The organism is Pseudomonas sp. RIT-PI-q (assembly GCF_001297125.1).
Classification (GTDB): Bacteria; Pseudomonadota; Gammaproteobacteria; order Pseudomonadales; family Pseudomonadaceae; genus Aquipseudomonas.
In genome coordinates, this window is record NZ_LHPC01000007.1 from 299,759 (window position 1) to 315,914 (window position 16,156).

21 protein-coding genes are annotated in these 16,156 nt (G+C 54.8%); all 21 read right to left on the minus strand.

Annotation, left to right across the window (positions count from 1 at the left end; translation table 11 throughout):
- Window positions 1-3 precede the first annotated feature (3 nt).
- The 21 genes from rpsH to rpoC all read right to left on the minus strand — a co-directional run bounded on the left by rpsH (window position 4) and on the right by rpoC (window position 16,097).
- Window positions 4-396: a 30S ribosomal protein S8 gene (gene rpsH, locus AEQ67_RS01615; RefSeq protein WP_003186040.1), complete on the minus strand. Its 393-nt coding sequence runs from the start codon at window positions 394-396 to the stop codon at window positions 4-6.
- Window positions 397-605: 209 nt separating this feature from the next.
- Window positions 606-911: a 30S ribosomal protein S14 gene (gene rpsN / locus AEQ67_RS01620; RefSeq protein ID WP_003176414.1), complete on the minus strand. Its 306-nt coding sequence runs from the start codon at window positions 909-911 to the stop codon at window positions 606-608.
- A gap of 13 nt (window positions 912-924) precedes the next feature.
- Window positions 925-1,464: a 50S ribosomal protein L5 gene (gene rplE, locus AEQ67_RS01625; RefSeq protein WP_003176415.1), complete on the minus strand. Its 540-nt coding sequence runs from the start codon at window positions 1,462-1,464 to the stop codon at window positions 925-927.
- Between the two features lie 20 nt (window positions 1,465-1,484).
- On the minus strand, window positions 1,485-1,799 hold the full coding sequence (gene rplX / locus AEQ67_RS01630) for a 50S ribosomal protein L24 (protein WP_059402168.1): 315 nt from the start codon (window positions 1,797-1,799) through the stop codon (window positions 1,485-1,487).
- An 11-nt stretch (window positions 1,800-1,810) separates the two neighbouring features.
- Window positions 1,811-2,179 (minus strand): 50S ribosomal protein L14, encoded by a 369-nt coding sequence (gene rplN, locus AEQ67_RS01635; RefSeq protein WP_002555479.1) that lies wholly within the window; start codon window positions 2,177-2,179, stop codon window positions 1,811-1,813.
- A gap of 23 nt (window positions 2,180-2,202) precedes the next feature.
- Window positions 2,203-2,469 carry a 30S ribosomal protein S17 gene (gene rpsQ / locus AEQ67_RS01640; RefSeq protein ID WP_003176419.1) on the minus strand — a complete coding sequence of 89 codons (267 nt, stop codon included), beginning with the start codon at window positions 2,467-2,469 and terminating at the stop codon, window positions 2,203-2,205.
- A gap of 2 nt (window positions 2,470-2,471) precedes the next feature.
- Window positions 2,472-2,663, minus strand: coding sequence for a 50S ribosomal protein L29 (gene rpmC, locus AEQ67_RS01645; protein WP_008030901.1), 192 nt, complete (start codon window positions 2,661-2,663; stop codon window positions 2,472-2,474).
- Window positions 2,663-3,076 (minus strand): 50S ribosomal protein L16, encoded by a 414-nt coding sequence (gene rplP, locus AEQ67_RS01650; RefSeq protein ID WP_008145497.1) that lies wholly within the window; start codon window positions 3,074-3,076, stop codon window positions 2,663-2,665. Before rplP ends, rpmC begins: the two co-directional genes overlap by 1 nt.
- A 12-nt stretch (window positions 3,077-3,088) precedes the next feature.
- Entirely contained in the window at window positions 3,089-3,775 is a 687-nt protein-coding gene (gene rpsC, locus AEQ67_RS01655; RefSeq protein ID WP_003176422.1) for a 30S ribosomal protein S3, read from the minus strand.
- Between the two features lie 13 nt (window positions 3,776-3,788).
- Window positions 3,789-4,121 (minus strand): 50S ribosomal protein L22, encoded by a 333-nt coding sequence (rplV, locus tag AEQ67_RS01660; protein ID WP_003103908.1) that lies wholly within the window; start codon window positions 4,119-4,121, stop codon window positions 3,789-3,791.
- 13 nt (window positions 4,122-4,134) lie between these two features.
- Window positions 4,135-4,410 carry a 30S ribosomal protein S19 gene (gene rpsS / locus AEQ67_RS01665; protein ID WP_002555486.1) on the minus strand — a complete coding sequence of 92 codons (276 nt, stop codon included), beginning with the start codon at window positions 4,408-4,410 and terminating at the stop codon, window positions 4,135-4,137.
- Window positions 4,411-4,426: 16 nt separating this feature from the next.
- On the minus strand, window positions 4,427-5,251 hold the full coding sequence (rplB, locus tag AEQ67_RS01670; RefSeq protein WP_003176423.1) for a 50S ribosomal protein L2: 825 nt from the start codon (window positions 5,249-5,251) through the stop codon (window positions 4,427-4,429).
- A 14-nt stretch (window positions 5,252-5,265) separates the two neighbouring features.
- Window positions 5,266-5,565 carry a 50S ribosomal protein L23 gene (gene rplW / locus AEQ67_RS01675; protein ID WP_002555488.1) on the minus strand — a complete coding sequence of 100 codons (300 nt, stop codon included), beginning with the start codon at window positions 5,563-5,565 and terminating at the stop codon, window positions 5,266-5,268.
- Complete coding sequence (rplD, locus tag AEQ67_RS01680) at window positions 5,562-6,164, minus strand: 50S ribosomal protein L4 (RefSeq protein ID WP_007896707.1); 603 nt, start codon at window positions 6,162-6,164, stop codon at window positions 5,562-5,564. The genes rplW and rplD overlap by 4 nt, the downstream gene beginning before the upstream one ends.
- Before the next feature lie 12 nt (window positions 6,165-6,176).
- Window positions 6,177-6,812 carry a 50S ribosomal protein L3 gene (gene rplC / locus AEQ67_RS01685; protein WP_003186059.1) on the minus strand — a complete coding sequence of 212 codons (636 nt, stop codon included), beginning with the start codon at window positions 6,810-6,812 and terminating at the stop codon, window positions 6,177-6,179.
- An 80-nt stretch (window positions 6,813-6,892) separates the two neighbouring features.
- On the minus strand, window positions 6,893-7,204 hold the full coding sequence (rpsJ, locus tag AEQ67_RS01690) for a 30S ribosomal protein S10 (RefSeq protein ID WP_003186070.1): 312 nt from the start codon (window positions 7,202-7,204) through the stop codon (window positions 6,893-6,895).
- A 156-nt stretch (window positions 7,205-7,360) separates the two neighbouring features.
- Complete coding sequence (gene tuf / locus AEQ67_RS01695; RefSeq protein ID WP_007896660.1) at window positions 7,361-8,554, minus strand: elongation factor Tu; 1,194 nt, start codon at window positions 8,552-8,554, stop codon at window positions 7,361-7,363.
- A 31-nt stretch (window positions 8,555-8,585) separates the two neighbouring features.
- Window positions 8,586-10,691 (minus strand): elongation factor G, encoded by a 2,106-nt coding sequence (gene fusA, locus AEQ67_RS01700; RefSeq protein WP_059402169.1) that lies wholly within the window; start codon window positions 10,689-10,691, stop codon window positions 8,586-8,588.
- A 30-nt stretch (window positions 10,692-10,721) separates the two neighbouring features.
- Complete coding sequence (gene rpsG, locus AEQ67_RS01705) at window positions 10,722-11,192, minus strand: 30S ribosomal protein S7 (protein WP_002555493.1); 471 nt, start codon at window positions 11,190-11,192, stop codon at window positions 10,722-10,724.
- A gap of 117 nt (window positions 11,193-11,309) precedes the next feature.
- Window positions 11,310-11,681: a 30S ribosomal protein S12 gene (rpsL, locus tag AEQ67_RS01710; protein ID WP_002555494.1), complete on the minus strand. Its 372-nt coding sequence runs from the start codon at window positions 11,679-11,681 to the stop codon at window positions 11,310-11,312.
- A 216-nt stretch (window positions 11,682-11,897) separates the two neighbouring features.
- Window positions 11,898-16,097, minus strand: coding sequence for a DNA-directed RNA polymerase subunit beta' (rpoC, locus tag AEQ67_RS01715; protein ID WP_007896632.1), 4,200 nt, complete (start codon window positions 16,095-16,097; stop codon window positions 11,898-11,900).
- Window positions 16,098-16,156 lie beyond the last annotated feature (59 nt).

Below are 16,156 nucleotides of genomic sequence, written 5' to 3' on the forward strand. Positions count from 1 at the left end.
CCCTTAGAACACAGTGCAAAGAACTTCGCCGCCGACACCGGCAGCGCGCGCAGCACGATCCGTCATCACACCTTTGTTGGTGGAGACGATAGACACACCGAGACCGCCACGAACTTTTGGCAGATCATCGACGGACTTGTACTGACGCAGGCCTGGACGGCTAACGCGCTTCACTTCCTCGATGACCGGACGGCCTTCGAAGTATTTCAGCTCGATAGACAGCAGTGGTTTGATTTCGCTGCTGATCTGATAACCCGCAATGTAACCTTCGTCCTTCAGGACTTTGGCAACAGCTACCTTCAAAGTAGAAGATGGCATGCTTACGACGGACTTTTCAGCCATCTGGGCATTACGGATTCGAGTTAGCATGTCCGCTAACGGGTCCTGCATACTCATGGGCTAGACGCTCCTAATACAAAAAAATTAGCCTTGCGGCTACTACGTGTCGCCGAGTACATCCGCACGAAAAAAGTACGGGCTCAGGCGAGCCGGGTATTCTAGACACACCCCACAAATGAATCAAGCCCCAATAGGGGCTTGATTCAAGTTCAAGGTCACCGGTGGTCAGGATCTTGCGATCCCGAACACCGAGACTTTGACAGTGCTTACCAGCTGGCTTTAACCAGACCAGGTACGTCACCACGCATTGCAGCTTCACGCAGTTTGTTACGGCCGAGGCCGAACTTGCGGTAAACGCCGTGTGGACGACCGGTCAGGCGGCAGCGGTTACGCATGCGCGAAGCGCTTGCGTCACGTGGCTGCTTCTGCAGAGCTACTGTAGCTTCCCAACGCGCTTCTGGACTTGCGTTCAGATCAACGATGATAGCTTTCAGTGCTGCACGCTTTTTGGCGTACTTGGCAACCGTGAGCTGACGCTTCAGCTCGCGGTTTTTCATGCTCATCTTGGCCATTTTCCTACTCCAATCAGTTGCGGAACGGGAATTTGAAAGCACGCAACAGGGCGCGACCTTCATCATCGTTCTTGGCAGTGGTGGTCAGGGTAATGTCCAGACCGCGGAGAGCATCGATCTTGTCGTAGTCGATTTCCGGGAAGATGATCTGCTCTTTTACGCCCATGCTGTAGTTACCACGACCATCGAAGGACTTGGCATTCAGGCCGCGGAAGTCGCGGACCCGAGGCAGGGAGATCGACAGCAGACGATCCAGGAATTCGTACATACGCTCACGGCGCAGGGTCACTTTGACGCCGATCGGCCAACCTTCACGGACTTTAAAGCCAGCGATGGATTTCCGAGCGTAAGTCACAACGACTTTCTGACCGGTGATCTTTTCCAGGTCAGCAACAGCGTGCTCGATGACTTTTTTGTCACCGACCGCTTCGCCCAGACCCATGTTCAGGGTGATCTTTGTAACGCGTGGAACTTCCATCACGTTCGAAAGCTTAAGTTCTTCCTTAAGCTTCGGTGCGATTTCCTTCCAGTAAATCTCTTTTAGTCGTGCCATGGTCTTCTACCTAGCAGTGTTCAAGCATCAACCGCTTTTTGGGTCGACTTGAAGACACGAATTTTCTTGCCGTCTTCTACTTTGAAACCAACGCGATCAGCCTTGTTGGTTTCGCCGTTGAAAATGGCAACGTTGGAAGCGTGCAATGGCGCTTCTTTCTCGACGATACCGCCTTGTACGCCCGCTGCAGGGTTAGGCTTGGTATGACGCTTAACCAGGTTCAGACCACCAACGACCAGACGGTCGTCAGCGAGAACCTTAAGCACCTTACCGCGCTTACCTTTGTCTTTGCCGGCGATCACGATGATCTCGTCGTCACGACGAATCTTTTGCATGTCGGATCTCCTTACAGCACTTCTGGGGCGAGCGAGACGATCTTCATGAACTTCTCAGTACGAAGTTCACGGGTCACTGGCCCAAAGATACGGGTGCCGATCGGCTCTTGCTTGTTGTTCAGAAGAACAGCAGCGTTGCCATCAAAGCGGATAATGGAGCCATCAGCACGACGTACGCCGTGACGAGTGCGGACTACAACAGCAGTCATCACTTGGCCTTTTTTCACTTTACCGCGAGGAATTGCTTCCTTCACGGTAACTTTGATGATGTCACCGATACCAGCGTAACGACGATGGGAGCCACCCAGCACCTTGATGCACATAACACGGCGAGCGCCGCTGTTATCGGCCACATCGAGCATGGATTGAGTCTGAATCATATAATTTCTCCGACCCCTAGTCCTTAGACTTCCACAGCGCGTTCGAGAACATCAACCAATGCCCAAGACTTGGTCTTGGCCAGCGGACGAGTTTCACGAATAGTGACTTTGTCGCCGATGTGGCACTGATTGGTTTCGTCGTGCGCGTGCAGCTTAGTCGAACGCTTAACGTATTTACCGTAGATCGGGTGCTTAACGCGACGCTCGATCAGAACGGTGATGGTCTTGTCCATTTTGTCGCTGACAACACGGCCAGTCAGCGTACGGACGGTTTTTTCGGCTTCAGCCATGATTACTTACCTGCCTGCTGTTTGAGCACAGTCTTCACGCGAGCGATGTCACGCTTAACTTGCCGGAGCAGGTGAGACTGCCCCAACTGGCCAGTTGCTTTCTGCATACGCAGATTGAACTGGTCGCGCAGCAGGCCGAGCAGTTGCTCGTTAAGCTGCGGCGCGTCTTTTTCACGAAGTTCGTTCGCTTTCATCACATCACCGTCCGTTTAACAAAGGCGGTGGCGAGCGGCAGCTTTGCAGCAGCCAGGGCAAAAGCCTCACGCGCCAGCTCTTCAGTAACGCCCTCGATTTCATACAGGACTTTGCCTGGCTGAATCTGGGCAACCCAGTACTCCACACTACCCTTACCTTTACCCATCCGAACTTCGAGTGGCTTTTTGGAAATAGGCTTGTCCGGGAATACACGGATCCAGATCTTGCCGCCACGTTTAACGTGACGGGTCAGAGCACGACGCGCTGACTCGATCTGACGAGCGGTGAGACGACCACGAGCTACAGACTTCAGCGCGAACTCGCCGAAGCTGACTTTGCTACCGCGCTGAGCCAGACCACGGTTGTGGCCTGTCATCTGCTTGCGGAACTTCGTACGCTTTGGTTGCAACATTTGGCGTACCCCTTACTTAGCAGCTTTTTTACGAGGCGCTGGTGCTTGTGGTTTCAGTTCTTCTTGGCGACCACCAATTACTTCGCCTTTGAAGATCCAAACCTTTACACCGATCACACCGTAAGTGGTGTGAGCTTCGTAGTTGGCATAGTCGATGTCGGCACGCAGGGTGTGCAGTGGCACACGACCTTCGCGATACCATTCAGTACGTGCGATTTCAGCACCGCCGAGACGACCGCTCACTTGGATTTTGATGCCTTTGGCACCAATGCGCATGGCGTTCTGTACAGCGCGCTTCATAGCGCGACGGAACATTACGCGACGCTCCAGCTGCTGAGCTACGCTCTGCGCAACCAACATACCGTCGAGCTCCGGCTTGCGGATTTCTTCGATATTGATGTGCACAGGCACACCCATTTGTTTGGTCAGGTCCTGACGCAGTTTCTCAACATCTTCACCTTTCTTCCCGATAACGATACCTGGACGAGCGGTGTGGATGGTGATACGTGCAGTTTGGGCCGGACGATGGATATCGATACGGCTTACGGACGCGCTTTTTAGTTTGTCTTGGAGATACTCGCGCACCTTCAGATCAGCGAACAAATAGTCCGCATAAGTCCGACCGTCTGCGTACCAGACGGAGGTGTGCTCCTTGACGATTCCCAGGCGAATGCCAATGGGATGTACTTTCTGACCCATCTCTTCGACTCCGTTACTTGTCAGCAACCTTGACAGTGATATGGCAAGACCGCTTGACGATGCGATCAGCACGGCCTTTGGCACGTGGCATGATTCGCTTCAGCGAACGCCCTTCGTTGACGAAAACGGTGCTGACTTTAAGGTCATCAACGTCTGCGCCTTCGTTATGCTCGGCGTTGGCTACGGCCGACTCCAGCACTTTCTTCATGATCTCGGCGGCTTTCTTACTGCTGAAAGCCAACAGGTTGAGCGCTTCGCCCACCTTCTTCCCGCGGATCTGGTCGGCGACCAAGCGGGCTTTCTGGGCGGAGATTCGAGCGCCCGACAACTTAGCGGCTACTTCCATCGTTCCTTACCCCTTAACGCTTGGCTTTCTTGTCTGCCACGTGCCCACGATATGTGCGGGTACCGGCAAACTCGCCCAGTTTGTGGCCGACCATGTCTTCGTTCACGAGAACTGGAACATGTTGACGACCGTTATGCACTGCAATGGTCAAACCGACCATTTGTGGCAGGATCATCGAACGACGCGACCAGGTCTTAACTGGTTTGCGATCGTTCTTTTCCGCCGCCACTTCGATCTTCTTCAGTAGGTGAAGATCAATAAAAGGACCTTTTTTCAGAGAACGTGGCACTGTCGTATCCCTCTATTTACTTGCGACGACGGACGATCATTTTGTCGGTACGCTTATTACCACGAGTCTTCGCGCCCTTAGTCGGGAAGCCCCATGGCGATACCGGATGACGACCACCAGAGGTACGACCTTCACCACCACCATGTGGGTGGTCAACCGGGTTCATGGCAACACCACGAACGGTTGGGCGAACGCCACGCCAGCGTTTGGCACCAGCTTTACCCAGCGAACGCAGGCTGTGCTCGGAGTTCGAGACTTCACCCAGGGTCGCGCGGCATTCAGCCAGCACTTTACGCATCTCACCAGAACGCAGACGCAGGGTCACGTAGACACCTTCACGAGCGATCAGCTGAGCCGAAGCACCAGCGGAACGAGCGATTTGCGCGCCTTTACCTGGCTTCAATTCGATGCCGTGTACGGTGCTACCAACTGGAATGTTACGCAGTTGCAGAGCGTTGCCCGGCTTGATCGGCGCCAAAGCACCTGCGATCAGCTGGTCACCAGCACTCACGCCTTTAGGGGCGATGATGTAGCGACGCTCGCCATCTGCGTACAGCAGCAGAGCGATGTGAGCAGTACGGTTTGGATCGTATTCAATACGCTCGACAGTGGCAGAGATGCCATCTTTGTCGTTGCGACGGAAATCGACCAGACGATAATGCTGCTTATGGCCACCACCGATGTGACGAGTGGTAATACGACCATTGTTGTTACGACCACCAGTCTTCGATTTTTTCTCGAGCAGCGGTGCGTGAGGAGCGCCTTTATGCAGCTCCTGGTTGACCACCTTGACCACAAAACGGCGGCCAGGGGAAGTCGGTTTGCATTTAACGATTGCCATGATGCACCCCTTCCTTACTCAGCACTGCTGCTGAAATCGAGATCTTGGCCTGGCTGAAGGGAGATAACTGCCTTCTTCCAGTCATTACGCTTGCCCAGACCGCGAGCAGTGCGCTTGCTCTTACCCAGAACATTCAGGGTAGTAACACGCTCTACTTTCACGCTGAACAGGCTTTCGACGGCCTTCTTGATTTCCAGCTTGGTTGCGTCAGTTGCAACCTTGAAAACGAACTGGCCTTTCTTGTCAGCCAGAACCGTAGCCTTCTCGGAAACGTGCGGGCCAAGCAGAACTTTAAATACGCGTTCCTGGTTCATCCCAGCAGCTCCTCGAATTTCTTCACGGCCGACACGGTGATCAACACCTTGTCGTATGCGATCAGACTAACTGGATCGGAACCTTGCACGTCACGTACATCAACGTGTGGCAGGTTACGAGCAGCCAGGTACAGGTTCTGATCAACTACTTCAGACACGATCAAGACGTCAGTCAAGCCCATGCCGGTCAGTTTGTTCAGCAGATCTTTGGTCTTCGGTGCATCAACAGCGAAGTCCTGAACCACAACCAGACGATCAGTACGCACCAGCTCAGCAAGGATGGAACGCATTGCTGCGCGATACATCTTCTTGTTCAGCTTCTGGGTGTGATCCTGAGGACGAGCTGCGAAAGTAGTACCGCCGCCACGCCAGATTGGGCTACGGATAGTACCGGCACGAGCACGGCCAGTACCTTTCTGACGCCATGGGCGCTTACCGCCACCACGAACGTCGGAACGGGTCTTTTGCTGCTTGCTACCTTGACGGCCGCCGGCCATGTAGGCCACGACTGCTTGGTGAACCAGCGTCTCGTTGAATTCGCCGCCAAATGTCAGTTCGGAAACTTCGATCGCTTGAGCGTCATTTACATTTAATTGCATGTCAGCTTCCCCTTAACCGCGAGCCTTGGCTGCTGGACGTACAACCAAGTTGCCGCCAGTAGCGCCAGGAACAGCGCCCTTGACCAACAACAGATTGCGTTCAGCGTCCACGCGCACTACTTCGAGGGACTGCACGGTCACGCGCTCAGCGCCCATATGACCGGACATTTTTTTGCCCTTGAATACACGACCAGGAGTCTGGCACTGGCCGATAGAGCCTGGAACGCGGTGGGACACGGAGTTACCGTGGGTATTATCTTGCCCGCGGAAGTTCCAACGCTTGATCGTACCCTGGAAGCCTTTACCCTTGGACTGACCGGTTACATCAACCAGTTGACCAGCGGCGAAGATTTCAGCGTTGATCAGATCGCCGGCCTGGTACTCGCCTTCTTCAAGGCGGAATTCCATTACGGTACGACCAGCGGCAACGTTCGCTTTAGCGAAGTGGCCAGCCTGAGCAGCTGTAACACGCGAAGCACGACGCTCGCCTACAGTGACTTGCACTGCACGATAGCCATCGGTCTCTTCAGTTTTGAACTGGGTGACGCGATTCGGCTCGATCTCAATGACCGTGACCGGAATGGAGACACCTTCTTCGGTGAAAATACGGGTCATACCGCATTTACGACCGACTACACCAATAGTCATGTTGTAAACCTCATGAGTGTACGGGGCTTTCACCCGCTATGGCCGCCCATTTCAGAGCGTTACACGACTAAGACCGAGTCTTAGCCGAGGCTGATCTGCACTTCCACACCGGCCGCAAGATCAAGCTTCATAAGAGCATCAACGGTTTTATCCGTTGGCTGGACGATGTCCAGAACGCGCTTATGAGTACGGATCTCGTACTGGTCACGCGCGTCTTTGTTGACGTGCGGGGAGACCAGAACGGTGAACCGCTCTTTACGGGTAGGCAGTGGAATTGGACCACGCACTTGAGCACCAGTACGTTTCGCGGTTTCCACGATTTCCTGGGTGGATTGGTCGATCAGGCGATGGTCAAAAGCCTTCAACCTGATACGGATTTGCTGATTTTGCATTGGATTTCAGACTCCGGCTGCTATTCCCACCGAGCGCAATACGCCCGTTAAAAGGAGGCGCAATTCTATAGACGCCCCAGATAGGTGTCAACCCAATAAAAAAGCCCCCGCTAAGCGGGGGCTTTTTCAATTCATCAAAGCTTACTCAAAAAGAGCTTACTCGATGATTTTGGCTACGACGCCAGCGCCGACGGTACGACCGCCTTCACGGATAGCGAAACGCAGACCGTCTTCCATTGCGATGGTCTTGATCAGGGTGACAACCATTTTGATGTTGTCGCCTGGCATTACCATTTCAACGCCTTCCGGCAGTTCGCAGTTACCAGTCACGTCAGTAGTACGGAAGTAGAACTGTGGACGGTAGCCTTTGAAGAACGGAGTGTGACGACCGCCTTCTTCTTTGCTCAGAACGTAGACTTCAGCTTCGAACTTGGTGTGCGGCTTAACCGAACCCGGCTTAACCAGAACCTGACCACGCTCAACGTCGTCACGCTTGGTACCACGCAGCAGGACGCCGCAGTTCTCGCCAGCACGACCTTCGTCGAGCAGCTTACGGAACATTTCAACACCGGTGCAGGTGGTGACGGTGGTGTCACGCAGACCAACGATTTCCAGTGGATCCTGAACCTTGACGATACCGCGCTCGATACGGCCAGTTACAACAGTACCGCGACCGGAGATCGAGAATACGTCTTCGATTGGCATCAGGAACGGCTTGTCGATAACACGGACTGGATCCGGGATGTAGCTGTCCAGAGTCTCAACCAGTTTACGAACGGCAGTGGTGCCCATTTCGTTGTCGTCTTGGCCGTTCAGAGCCATCAGAGCCGAACCGATGATGATCGGAGTGTCGTCGCCTGGGAAGTCGTAAGTGCTCAGCAGATCGCGCACTTCCATCTCAACAAGTTCCAGCAGCTCAGCGTCGTCAACCATGTCAGCCTTGTTCAGGAAGACAACGATGTACGGAACGCCAACCTGACGGGACAGCAGGATGTGCTCACGGGTTTGCGGCATCGGACCATCAGCGGCCGAGCAAACCAGGATAGCGCCGTCCATCTGAGCAGCACCGGTGATCATGTTCTTCACATAGTCAGCGTGACCTGGGCAGTCAACGTGAGCGTAGTGACGGATCAGCGAGTTGTATTCAACGTGCGCGGTGTTGATGGTGATACCACGAGCCTTTTCTTCCGGAGCGCTGTCGATCTTGTCGAAAGCAACAACGGCCGAACCGAAAACTTCGGAGCAGACGCGAGTCAGAGCAGCGGTCAGCGTGGTTTTACCGTGGTCGACGTGACCGATGGTGCCAACGTTGACGTGCGGGAGGGTACGGTCAAATTTTTCTTTAGCCACGACAATTAACTCCTAGCCTAAAGGGGCTGAATCAGCCTTGTTTTTTGGTAACGGTTTCGACGATGTGCGACGGAGCCGTATTGTATTTTTTGAATTCCATAGAGTAGCTTGCGCGACCTTGGGACATGGAACGGACGTCGGTTGCGTAACCGAACATCTCACCCAGCGGAACCTCGGCGCGAATCACTTTGCCGGAAACCGTGTCTTCCATACCCAGGATCATGCCGCGACGACGGTTAAGGTCGCCCATCACGTCACCCATATAGTCTTCAGGCGTAACAACCTCTACCGCCATGATCGGCTCGAGCAACTCACCACCGCCCTTCTGGGCCAGTTGCTTGGTCGCCATGGAAGCAGCCACCTTAAACGCCATCTCGTTCGAGTCGACGTCGTGGTAGGAACCATCAAACACGGTAGCCTTCAGGCCGATCAGCGGATAGCCGGCGACAACGCCGTTCTTCATCTGCTCTTCGATACCCTTCTGGATAGCCGGGATGTATTCCTTAGGAACCACACCACCCACTACTTCGTTCAAGAATTGCAGACCTTCCTGACCTTCGTCAGCAGGAGCAAAACGAATCCAGCAATGACCGAACTGGCCACGACCACCGGATTGACGAACGAACTTGCCTTCGATTTCGCAGCTCTTCGTGATGCGCTCACGGTACGAAACTTGAGGCTTACCGATGTTGGCTTCGACGTTGAACTCACGGCGCATCCGGTCAACCAGGATGTCCAGGTGCAACTCGCCCATGCCAGAGATGATCGTTTGACCAGTCTCTTCATCAGTCTTGACGCGGAAAGACGGGTCTTCCTGAGCGAGTTTGCCCAGAGCGATACCCATTTTTTCCTGGTCGTCCTTGGTCTTAGGCTCTACGGCAACCGAAATAACCGGCTCCGGGAAGTCCATGCGAACCAGGATGATTGGCTTGTCAGCGTTGCACAAAGTCTCACCAGTGGTGACGTCCTTCATGCCGATCAAGGCCGCGATGTCGCCAGCGCGTACTTCCTTGATTTCTTCACGGGCGTTTGCGTGCATTTGCACCATACGACCCACGCGCTCTTTCTTGCCTTTAACCGAGTTGATCACGCCGTCGCCGGAGGCCAACACGCCCGAGTAAACGCGGACGAAGGTCAAGGTGCCCACGAATGGGTCGGTAGCGATCTTGAACGCCAGAGCCGAGAACGGCTCGCTGTCGTCTGCGTGACGCTCCATTTCCTTGGTCTCGTCATCCGGGTCAGTACCCTTGATGGCAGGAATGTCGGTAGGAGCAGGCAGGTAGTCGATAACGGCGTCGAGAACCAGGGGAACACCCTTGTTCTTGAAGGAAGAACCGCAAACAGCCAGAACGATCTCACCAGCGATAGTACGCTGACGCAGAGCGGCCTTGATTTCCACGTTGGTGAGTTCTTCACCTTCGAGGTACTTGTTCATCAGCTCTTCGCTGGCTTCGGCCGCAGCTTCAACCATGTTGCCGCGCCACTCGTCAGCCAGTTCCTGCAATTCAGCAGGGATAGGCTTACGAACTGGAACCATGCCTTTGTCAGCGTCGTTCCAGTAAACAGCTTCCATGGCGATCAGATCGATCTGACCCTGGAAGTTGTCTTCGGAACCGATAGCCAACTGGATTGGCACCGGGGTGTGACCCAGACGCTGCTTGATCTGACCGATCACGCGCAGGAAGTTCGCACCAGCACGGTCCATCTTGTTTACGTAAACAAGACGTGGAACGCCGTATTTGTTGGCTTGACGCCATACGGTTTCCGACTGAGGCTCAACACCCGAGGTGCCGCAGAACACAACGACCGCGCCGTCGAGTACACGCAGGGAACGTTCAACTTCAATAGTGAAGTCAACGTGGCCCGGGGTGTCGATGACATTGAAGCGGTATTGGTCTTTGTGCTGCTTCTCGGAACCCTGCCAGAAGGCGGTAATAGCAGCAGAAGTAATGGTAATACCACGCTCCTGCTCCTGCACCATCCAGTCTGTGGTCGCGGCGCCGTCATGCACCTCGCCCATCTTGTGACTTTTGCCAGTGTAAAAAAGGACGCGCTCGGTGGTGGTGGTTTTACCAGCATCCACGTGAGCAACGATACCGATGTTACGGTAGCGGTTAATCGGTGTAGTACGAGCCATAAAGCCCTCGCAAAATTAGTGACGCTAAAATTAGAAGCGGTAGTGCGAGAAAGCCTTGTTGGCTTCAGCCATACGGTGCACGTCTTCACGCTTCTTAACTGCAGCACCTTTACCTTCAGCGGCGTCCAACAGTTCGCCAGCCAAACGCAGAGCCATAGACTTCTCGCCGCGCTTACGGGCGAAGTCTACCAACCAGCGCATTGCCAGGGCGTTACGACGGGACGGACGAACTTCGACCGGAACCTGGTAAGTAGCACCGCCTACACGGCGCGACTTTACTTCGACCAGCGGAGCGATGGCGTCGAGAGCTTTCTCGAAGATTTCCAGGGGATCGCTGTTCTTGCGTTCTTTAACCTTTTCCAGCGCGCCATAAACGATACGCTCGGCAACGGCTTTCTTGCCGCTTTCCATAACGTGGTTCATGAACTTGGCCAGGATCTGGCTGCCGTATTTTGGATCGTCAAGCACTTCGCGCTTGGCTGCTACGCGTCTTCTTGGCATGGATAAGCCCTCAAACGGTCTTCAGGTTCGCTCGGAATCGGTGCCCTTTCGGGACGCCTCCGACCTTACTCTTATCGACTCAGAAAAATAGAAAATCAGTTTTACAAAAAGCCGCTACTACTTAGGCTTCTTGGTACCGTACTTCGAACGACCCTGGTTACGACCTTTAACGCCGGAAGTATCCAAAGAACCGCGTACGGTGTGGTAACGAACACCTGGCAAGTCTTTTACACGACCGCCGCGGATCAGTACCACGCTGTGCTCTTGCAGGTTGTGGCCTTCACCGCCGATGTACGAGGAAACCTCGAAACCGTTGGTCAGACGCACACGGCATACTTTACGCAGTGCCGAGTTAGGTTTTTTCGGCGTGGTGGTATACACACGGGTGCATACGCCACGACGTTGCGGGCAGTTCTGCAGCGCAGGCACGTCGGATTTCTCGACGATACGCTTACGCGGCTGACGTACCAGCTGGTTGATAGTTGCCATCTACTAGCTCCACTGTTGTCTTGCGACGCTATTGTCTTGCAAGAAAAGCAAAATGGCAGGAACGAATTCCCGCCAAATTTAGGGGTACAAGAGTCTAAAGAGGATCTTGCCCCCAGTCAAGGCAAGGCCCCGATCTCCCCGCTCATCCAACCTCGACAAATTGTCTCGATTCGATGAACGGAATGACCGGGGCCTCACGCTCATTTACCGCAGAACTCAGTTACCGCTCGAGTTCAGTGCTTCGGTCAGTGCAGCTTCCACTTCACTGGCGCTTACGCGCAACGGTTTGTCAGCATCACGGCGGCGCTTACGCTCGCTGTGGTAAGCCAGACCGGTACCGGCCGGGATCAGACGACCCACGACTACGTTTTCTTTCAGGCCGCGCAGGTAATCGCGCTTGCCGGTTACCGCCGCTTCGGTCAGTACGCGAGTGGTTTCCTGGAAGGAAGCCGCCGAGATGAACGATTCGGTGGACAACGACGCCTTGGTGATACCCAACAGCACGCGAGTGAACTTGGAAACGAATTTCTCGTCGCCAGCCAGACGCTCGTTCTCTACCAGAACGTGAGTCAATTCCATCTGGTCGCCCTTGATGAAACTGGAATCGCCGGATTCAGCGATTTCAACTTTACGCAGCATCTGACGCAGGATGGTCTCGATGTGCTTGTCGTTGATCTTCACGCCTTGCAGACGGTAAACGTCCTGGATCTCGTTCACGATGTACTTGGCCAGCGCACTCACACCCAGCAGACGCAGGATGTCGTGTGGATCGCTCGGGCCGTCGGAGATAACTTCGCCGCGGTTTACCTGTTCGCCTTCGAAGACGTTCAGGTGACGCCACTTCGGAATCAGCTCTTCGTACGGATCGCTACCGTCGTTCGGGGTAATGACCAGACGGCGCTTGCCCTTGGTCTCTTTACCGAACGCGATGGTGCCGCTGACTTCAGCCAGAATCGAGGCTTCTTTCGGACGACGGGCTTCGAACAAGTCGGCAACACGCGGCAGACCACCGGTGATGTCACGGGTCTTCGAAGTTTCTTGCGGGATACGAGCGATAACATCACCGATCGCGATCTTCGCACCGTCCGCAACACCGACCAGGGCGTTGGCTGGCAGGAAGTACTGAGCGATTACGTCAGTGCCTGGCAGCAACAGATCCTTGCCGTTGTCATCAACCATCTTCACAGCAGGACGGATATCTTTACCGGCAGCTGGACGGTCTTTGGCGTCGAGGACTTCAATGTTGGTCATACCGGTCAATTCGTCAGTCTGACGCTTGATCGTGATGCCTTCTTCCATGCCCACGTAGGTCACGGTACCTTTCATTTCGGTAACGATTGGGTGAGTGTGCGGATCCCACTTGGCCACGATTGCGCCAGCGTCGACCTTGTCACCTTCTTTAACCGAAATCACAGCACCGTACGGCAGCTTGTAACGCTCACGCTCACGACCGAAGTCATCAGCGATCGCCAGCTCACCGGAACGGGACACAGCAACCAGGCAACCATCCACTCGCTCAACGTGCTTCAGGTTGTGCAGACGGACAGTACCGCCATTCTTCACCTGAACGCTGTCGGCTGCGGAGGTCCGGCTTGCCGCACCACCGATGTGGAACGTACGCATGGTCAGCTGGGTACCCGGCTCACCGATGGACTGGGCAGCGATAACGCCGACCGCTTCACCGATGTTCACCTGGTGACCACGAGCCAAGTCACGGCCGTAGCACTTGGCGCAAATGCCGTAGCGGGTTTCGCAGCTGATCGGCGAACGCACGATCACTTCGTCGATGCTGTTCAGCTCGATGAACTCGACCCACTTCTCGTCTACCAGCGTGCCGGCAGGAACGATGATTTCTTCGGTGCCTGGCTTGAACACATCACGGGCAATAACACGACCCAATACGCGCTCACCCAATGGCTCAACAACGTCACCGCCTTCAATGTGCGGAGTCATTACCAGGCCATGTTCGGTGCCGCAATCGATCTCGGTCACAACCAGATCCTGCGCCACGTCTACCAGACGACGAGTCAGGTAACCGGAGTTCGCAGTTTTCAACGCGGTATCCGCCAAACCTTTACGAGCACCGTGAGTGGAGATGAAGTACTGAAGTACGCTCAAACCTTCACGGAAGTTCGCAGTAATCGGCGTTTCGATGATGGAACCGTCCGGCTTGGCCATCAGGCCACGCATACCGGCGAGCTGACGGATCTGCGCAGCAGAACCCCGTGCGCCCGAGTCGGCCATCATGTACATCGAGTTGAAGGATTCCTGGTCGACTTCGACGCCATGACGGTCGATGACTTTCTCTTTCGAGAGGTTGGCCATCATCGCCTTGGAAACTTCGTCGTTCGCCTTGGACCAAAGGTCGATCACTTTGTTGTACTTCTCGCCCTGGGTTACCAGGCCGGAGGCGTACTGACTTTCGATCTCTTTCACTTCGTCGGTAGCAGCACCGATGATGCGGGCTTTTTCATCCGGGATAACGAAGTCGTTAACACCGATGGAAACGCCGGAAATGGTCGAATAGGCAAAACCGGTGTACATCAACTGGTCAGCGAAGATCACGGTCTCTTTCAAACCAACCACGCGGTAGCACTGGTTGATCAGCTTGGAGATCGCCTTTTTCTTCATCGGCTGGTTGACGACGTCGTACGACAGGCCAGGTGGAACAACCTGGAACAACAGCGCACGGCCGACAGTGGTGTCGACGATACGGGTGTTCTTGACGCTGCCACCATCACGATCGTTGACGGTTTCGTTGATCCGCACTTTGACTTTAGCGTGCAGTGCGGCTTCGCCGGCACGGAACACACGGTCAACTTCTTGCAGATCCGCGAACACACGACCTTCGCCCTTGGCGTTGATCGCTTCACGAGTCATGTAGTACAGACCCAATACAACGTCCTGCGACGGAACGATGATTGGCTCACCGTTGGCTGGCGACAGAATGTTGTTGGTCGACATCATCAACGCACGCGCTTCCAACTGAGCTTCCAGTGTCAGCGGTACGTGCACGGCCATTTGGTCGCCGTCGAAGTCGGCGTTGTACGCAGCACAGACCAGAGGGTGCAGCTGGATAGCCTTACCTTCGATCAGTACCGGTTCAAACGCCTGGATACCCAGACGGTGAAGGGTCGGTGCACGGTTGAGGAGAACCGGGTGTTCGCGGATTACTTCAGCGAGAACGTCCCACACTTCCGGCAGCTCGCGCTCGACCATCTTCTTGGCAGCTTTAATGGTGGTCGCGAGACCACGCATTTCCAGCTTGCCGAAAATGAACGGCTTGAACAGCTCGAGAGCCATCTTCTTCGGCAGACCGCACTGGTGCAGACGCAGGGTCGGACCTACGGTAATTACCGAACGACCGGAGTAGTCAACACGCTTACCGAGCAAGTTCTGACGGAAACGACCTTGCTTACCCTTGATCATGTCAGCCAGGGATTTCAGAGGACGCTTGTTCGAACCGGTGATAGCGCGGCCACGACGACCGTTGTCGAGCAGTGCATCGACAGCTTCCTGCAACATACGCTTTTCGTTGCGCACGATGATGTCCGGAGCGGACAGATCGAGCAGACGTTTCAAGCGGTTGTTACGGTTGATCACTCGACGATACAGATCGTTGAGGTCGGAAGTCGCGAAGCGACCGCCATCCAGCGGGACCAGTGGACGCAGATCTGGCGGCAGAACCGGCAGAACGGTCAGCACCATCCATTCTGGAAGGTTGCCGGAACCCTGGAAGGCCTCCATCAACTTCAGACGCTTGGACAGCTTCTTGATTTTGGTTTCGGAGTTGGTTTGCGGAATTTCTTCACGCAGACGGCCAATCTCGTGTTCCAGGTCGATAGCGTGCAGCAGTTCACGGACAGCTTCGGCACCCATGCGGGCATCGAAATCGTCGCCGAACTCTTCCAGCGCTTCGAAGTACTGCTCGTCGTTGAGCAGCTGACCTTTTTCAAGGGTGGTCATGCCTGGATCGATAACGACATAGCTCTCGAAGTAGAGAACGCGTTCGATATCACGCAGGGTCATGTCCATCAGCAAGCCGATACGTGACGGCAGCGATTTCAGGAACCAGATGTGGGCAACTGGCGAGGCCAGTTCGATGTGCGCCATGCGCTCACGACGAACTTTGGCCAGCGCGACTTCAACGCCGCACTTCTCGCAGATCACACCACGGTGCTTCAAGCGCTTGTACTTACCGCACAGGCACTCGTAATCCTTTACCGGGCCAAAGATCTTGGCGCAGAACAGGCCGTCACGCTCAGGTTTGAACGTACGGTAGTTGATGGTTTCCGGCTTTTTAACTTCACCGAACGACCACGAACGGATCATCTCAGGCGATGCCAATCCAATACGGATGGCGTCGAACTCTTCGACTTGACCCTGGTTTTTCAGCAAATTCAGTAGGTCTTTCAAGGCCTTTCCTCCTGGCGGAGCAGAGAGCGGGCAATCCTGCCCCGCTCTCGATTCGCGTC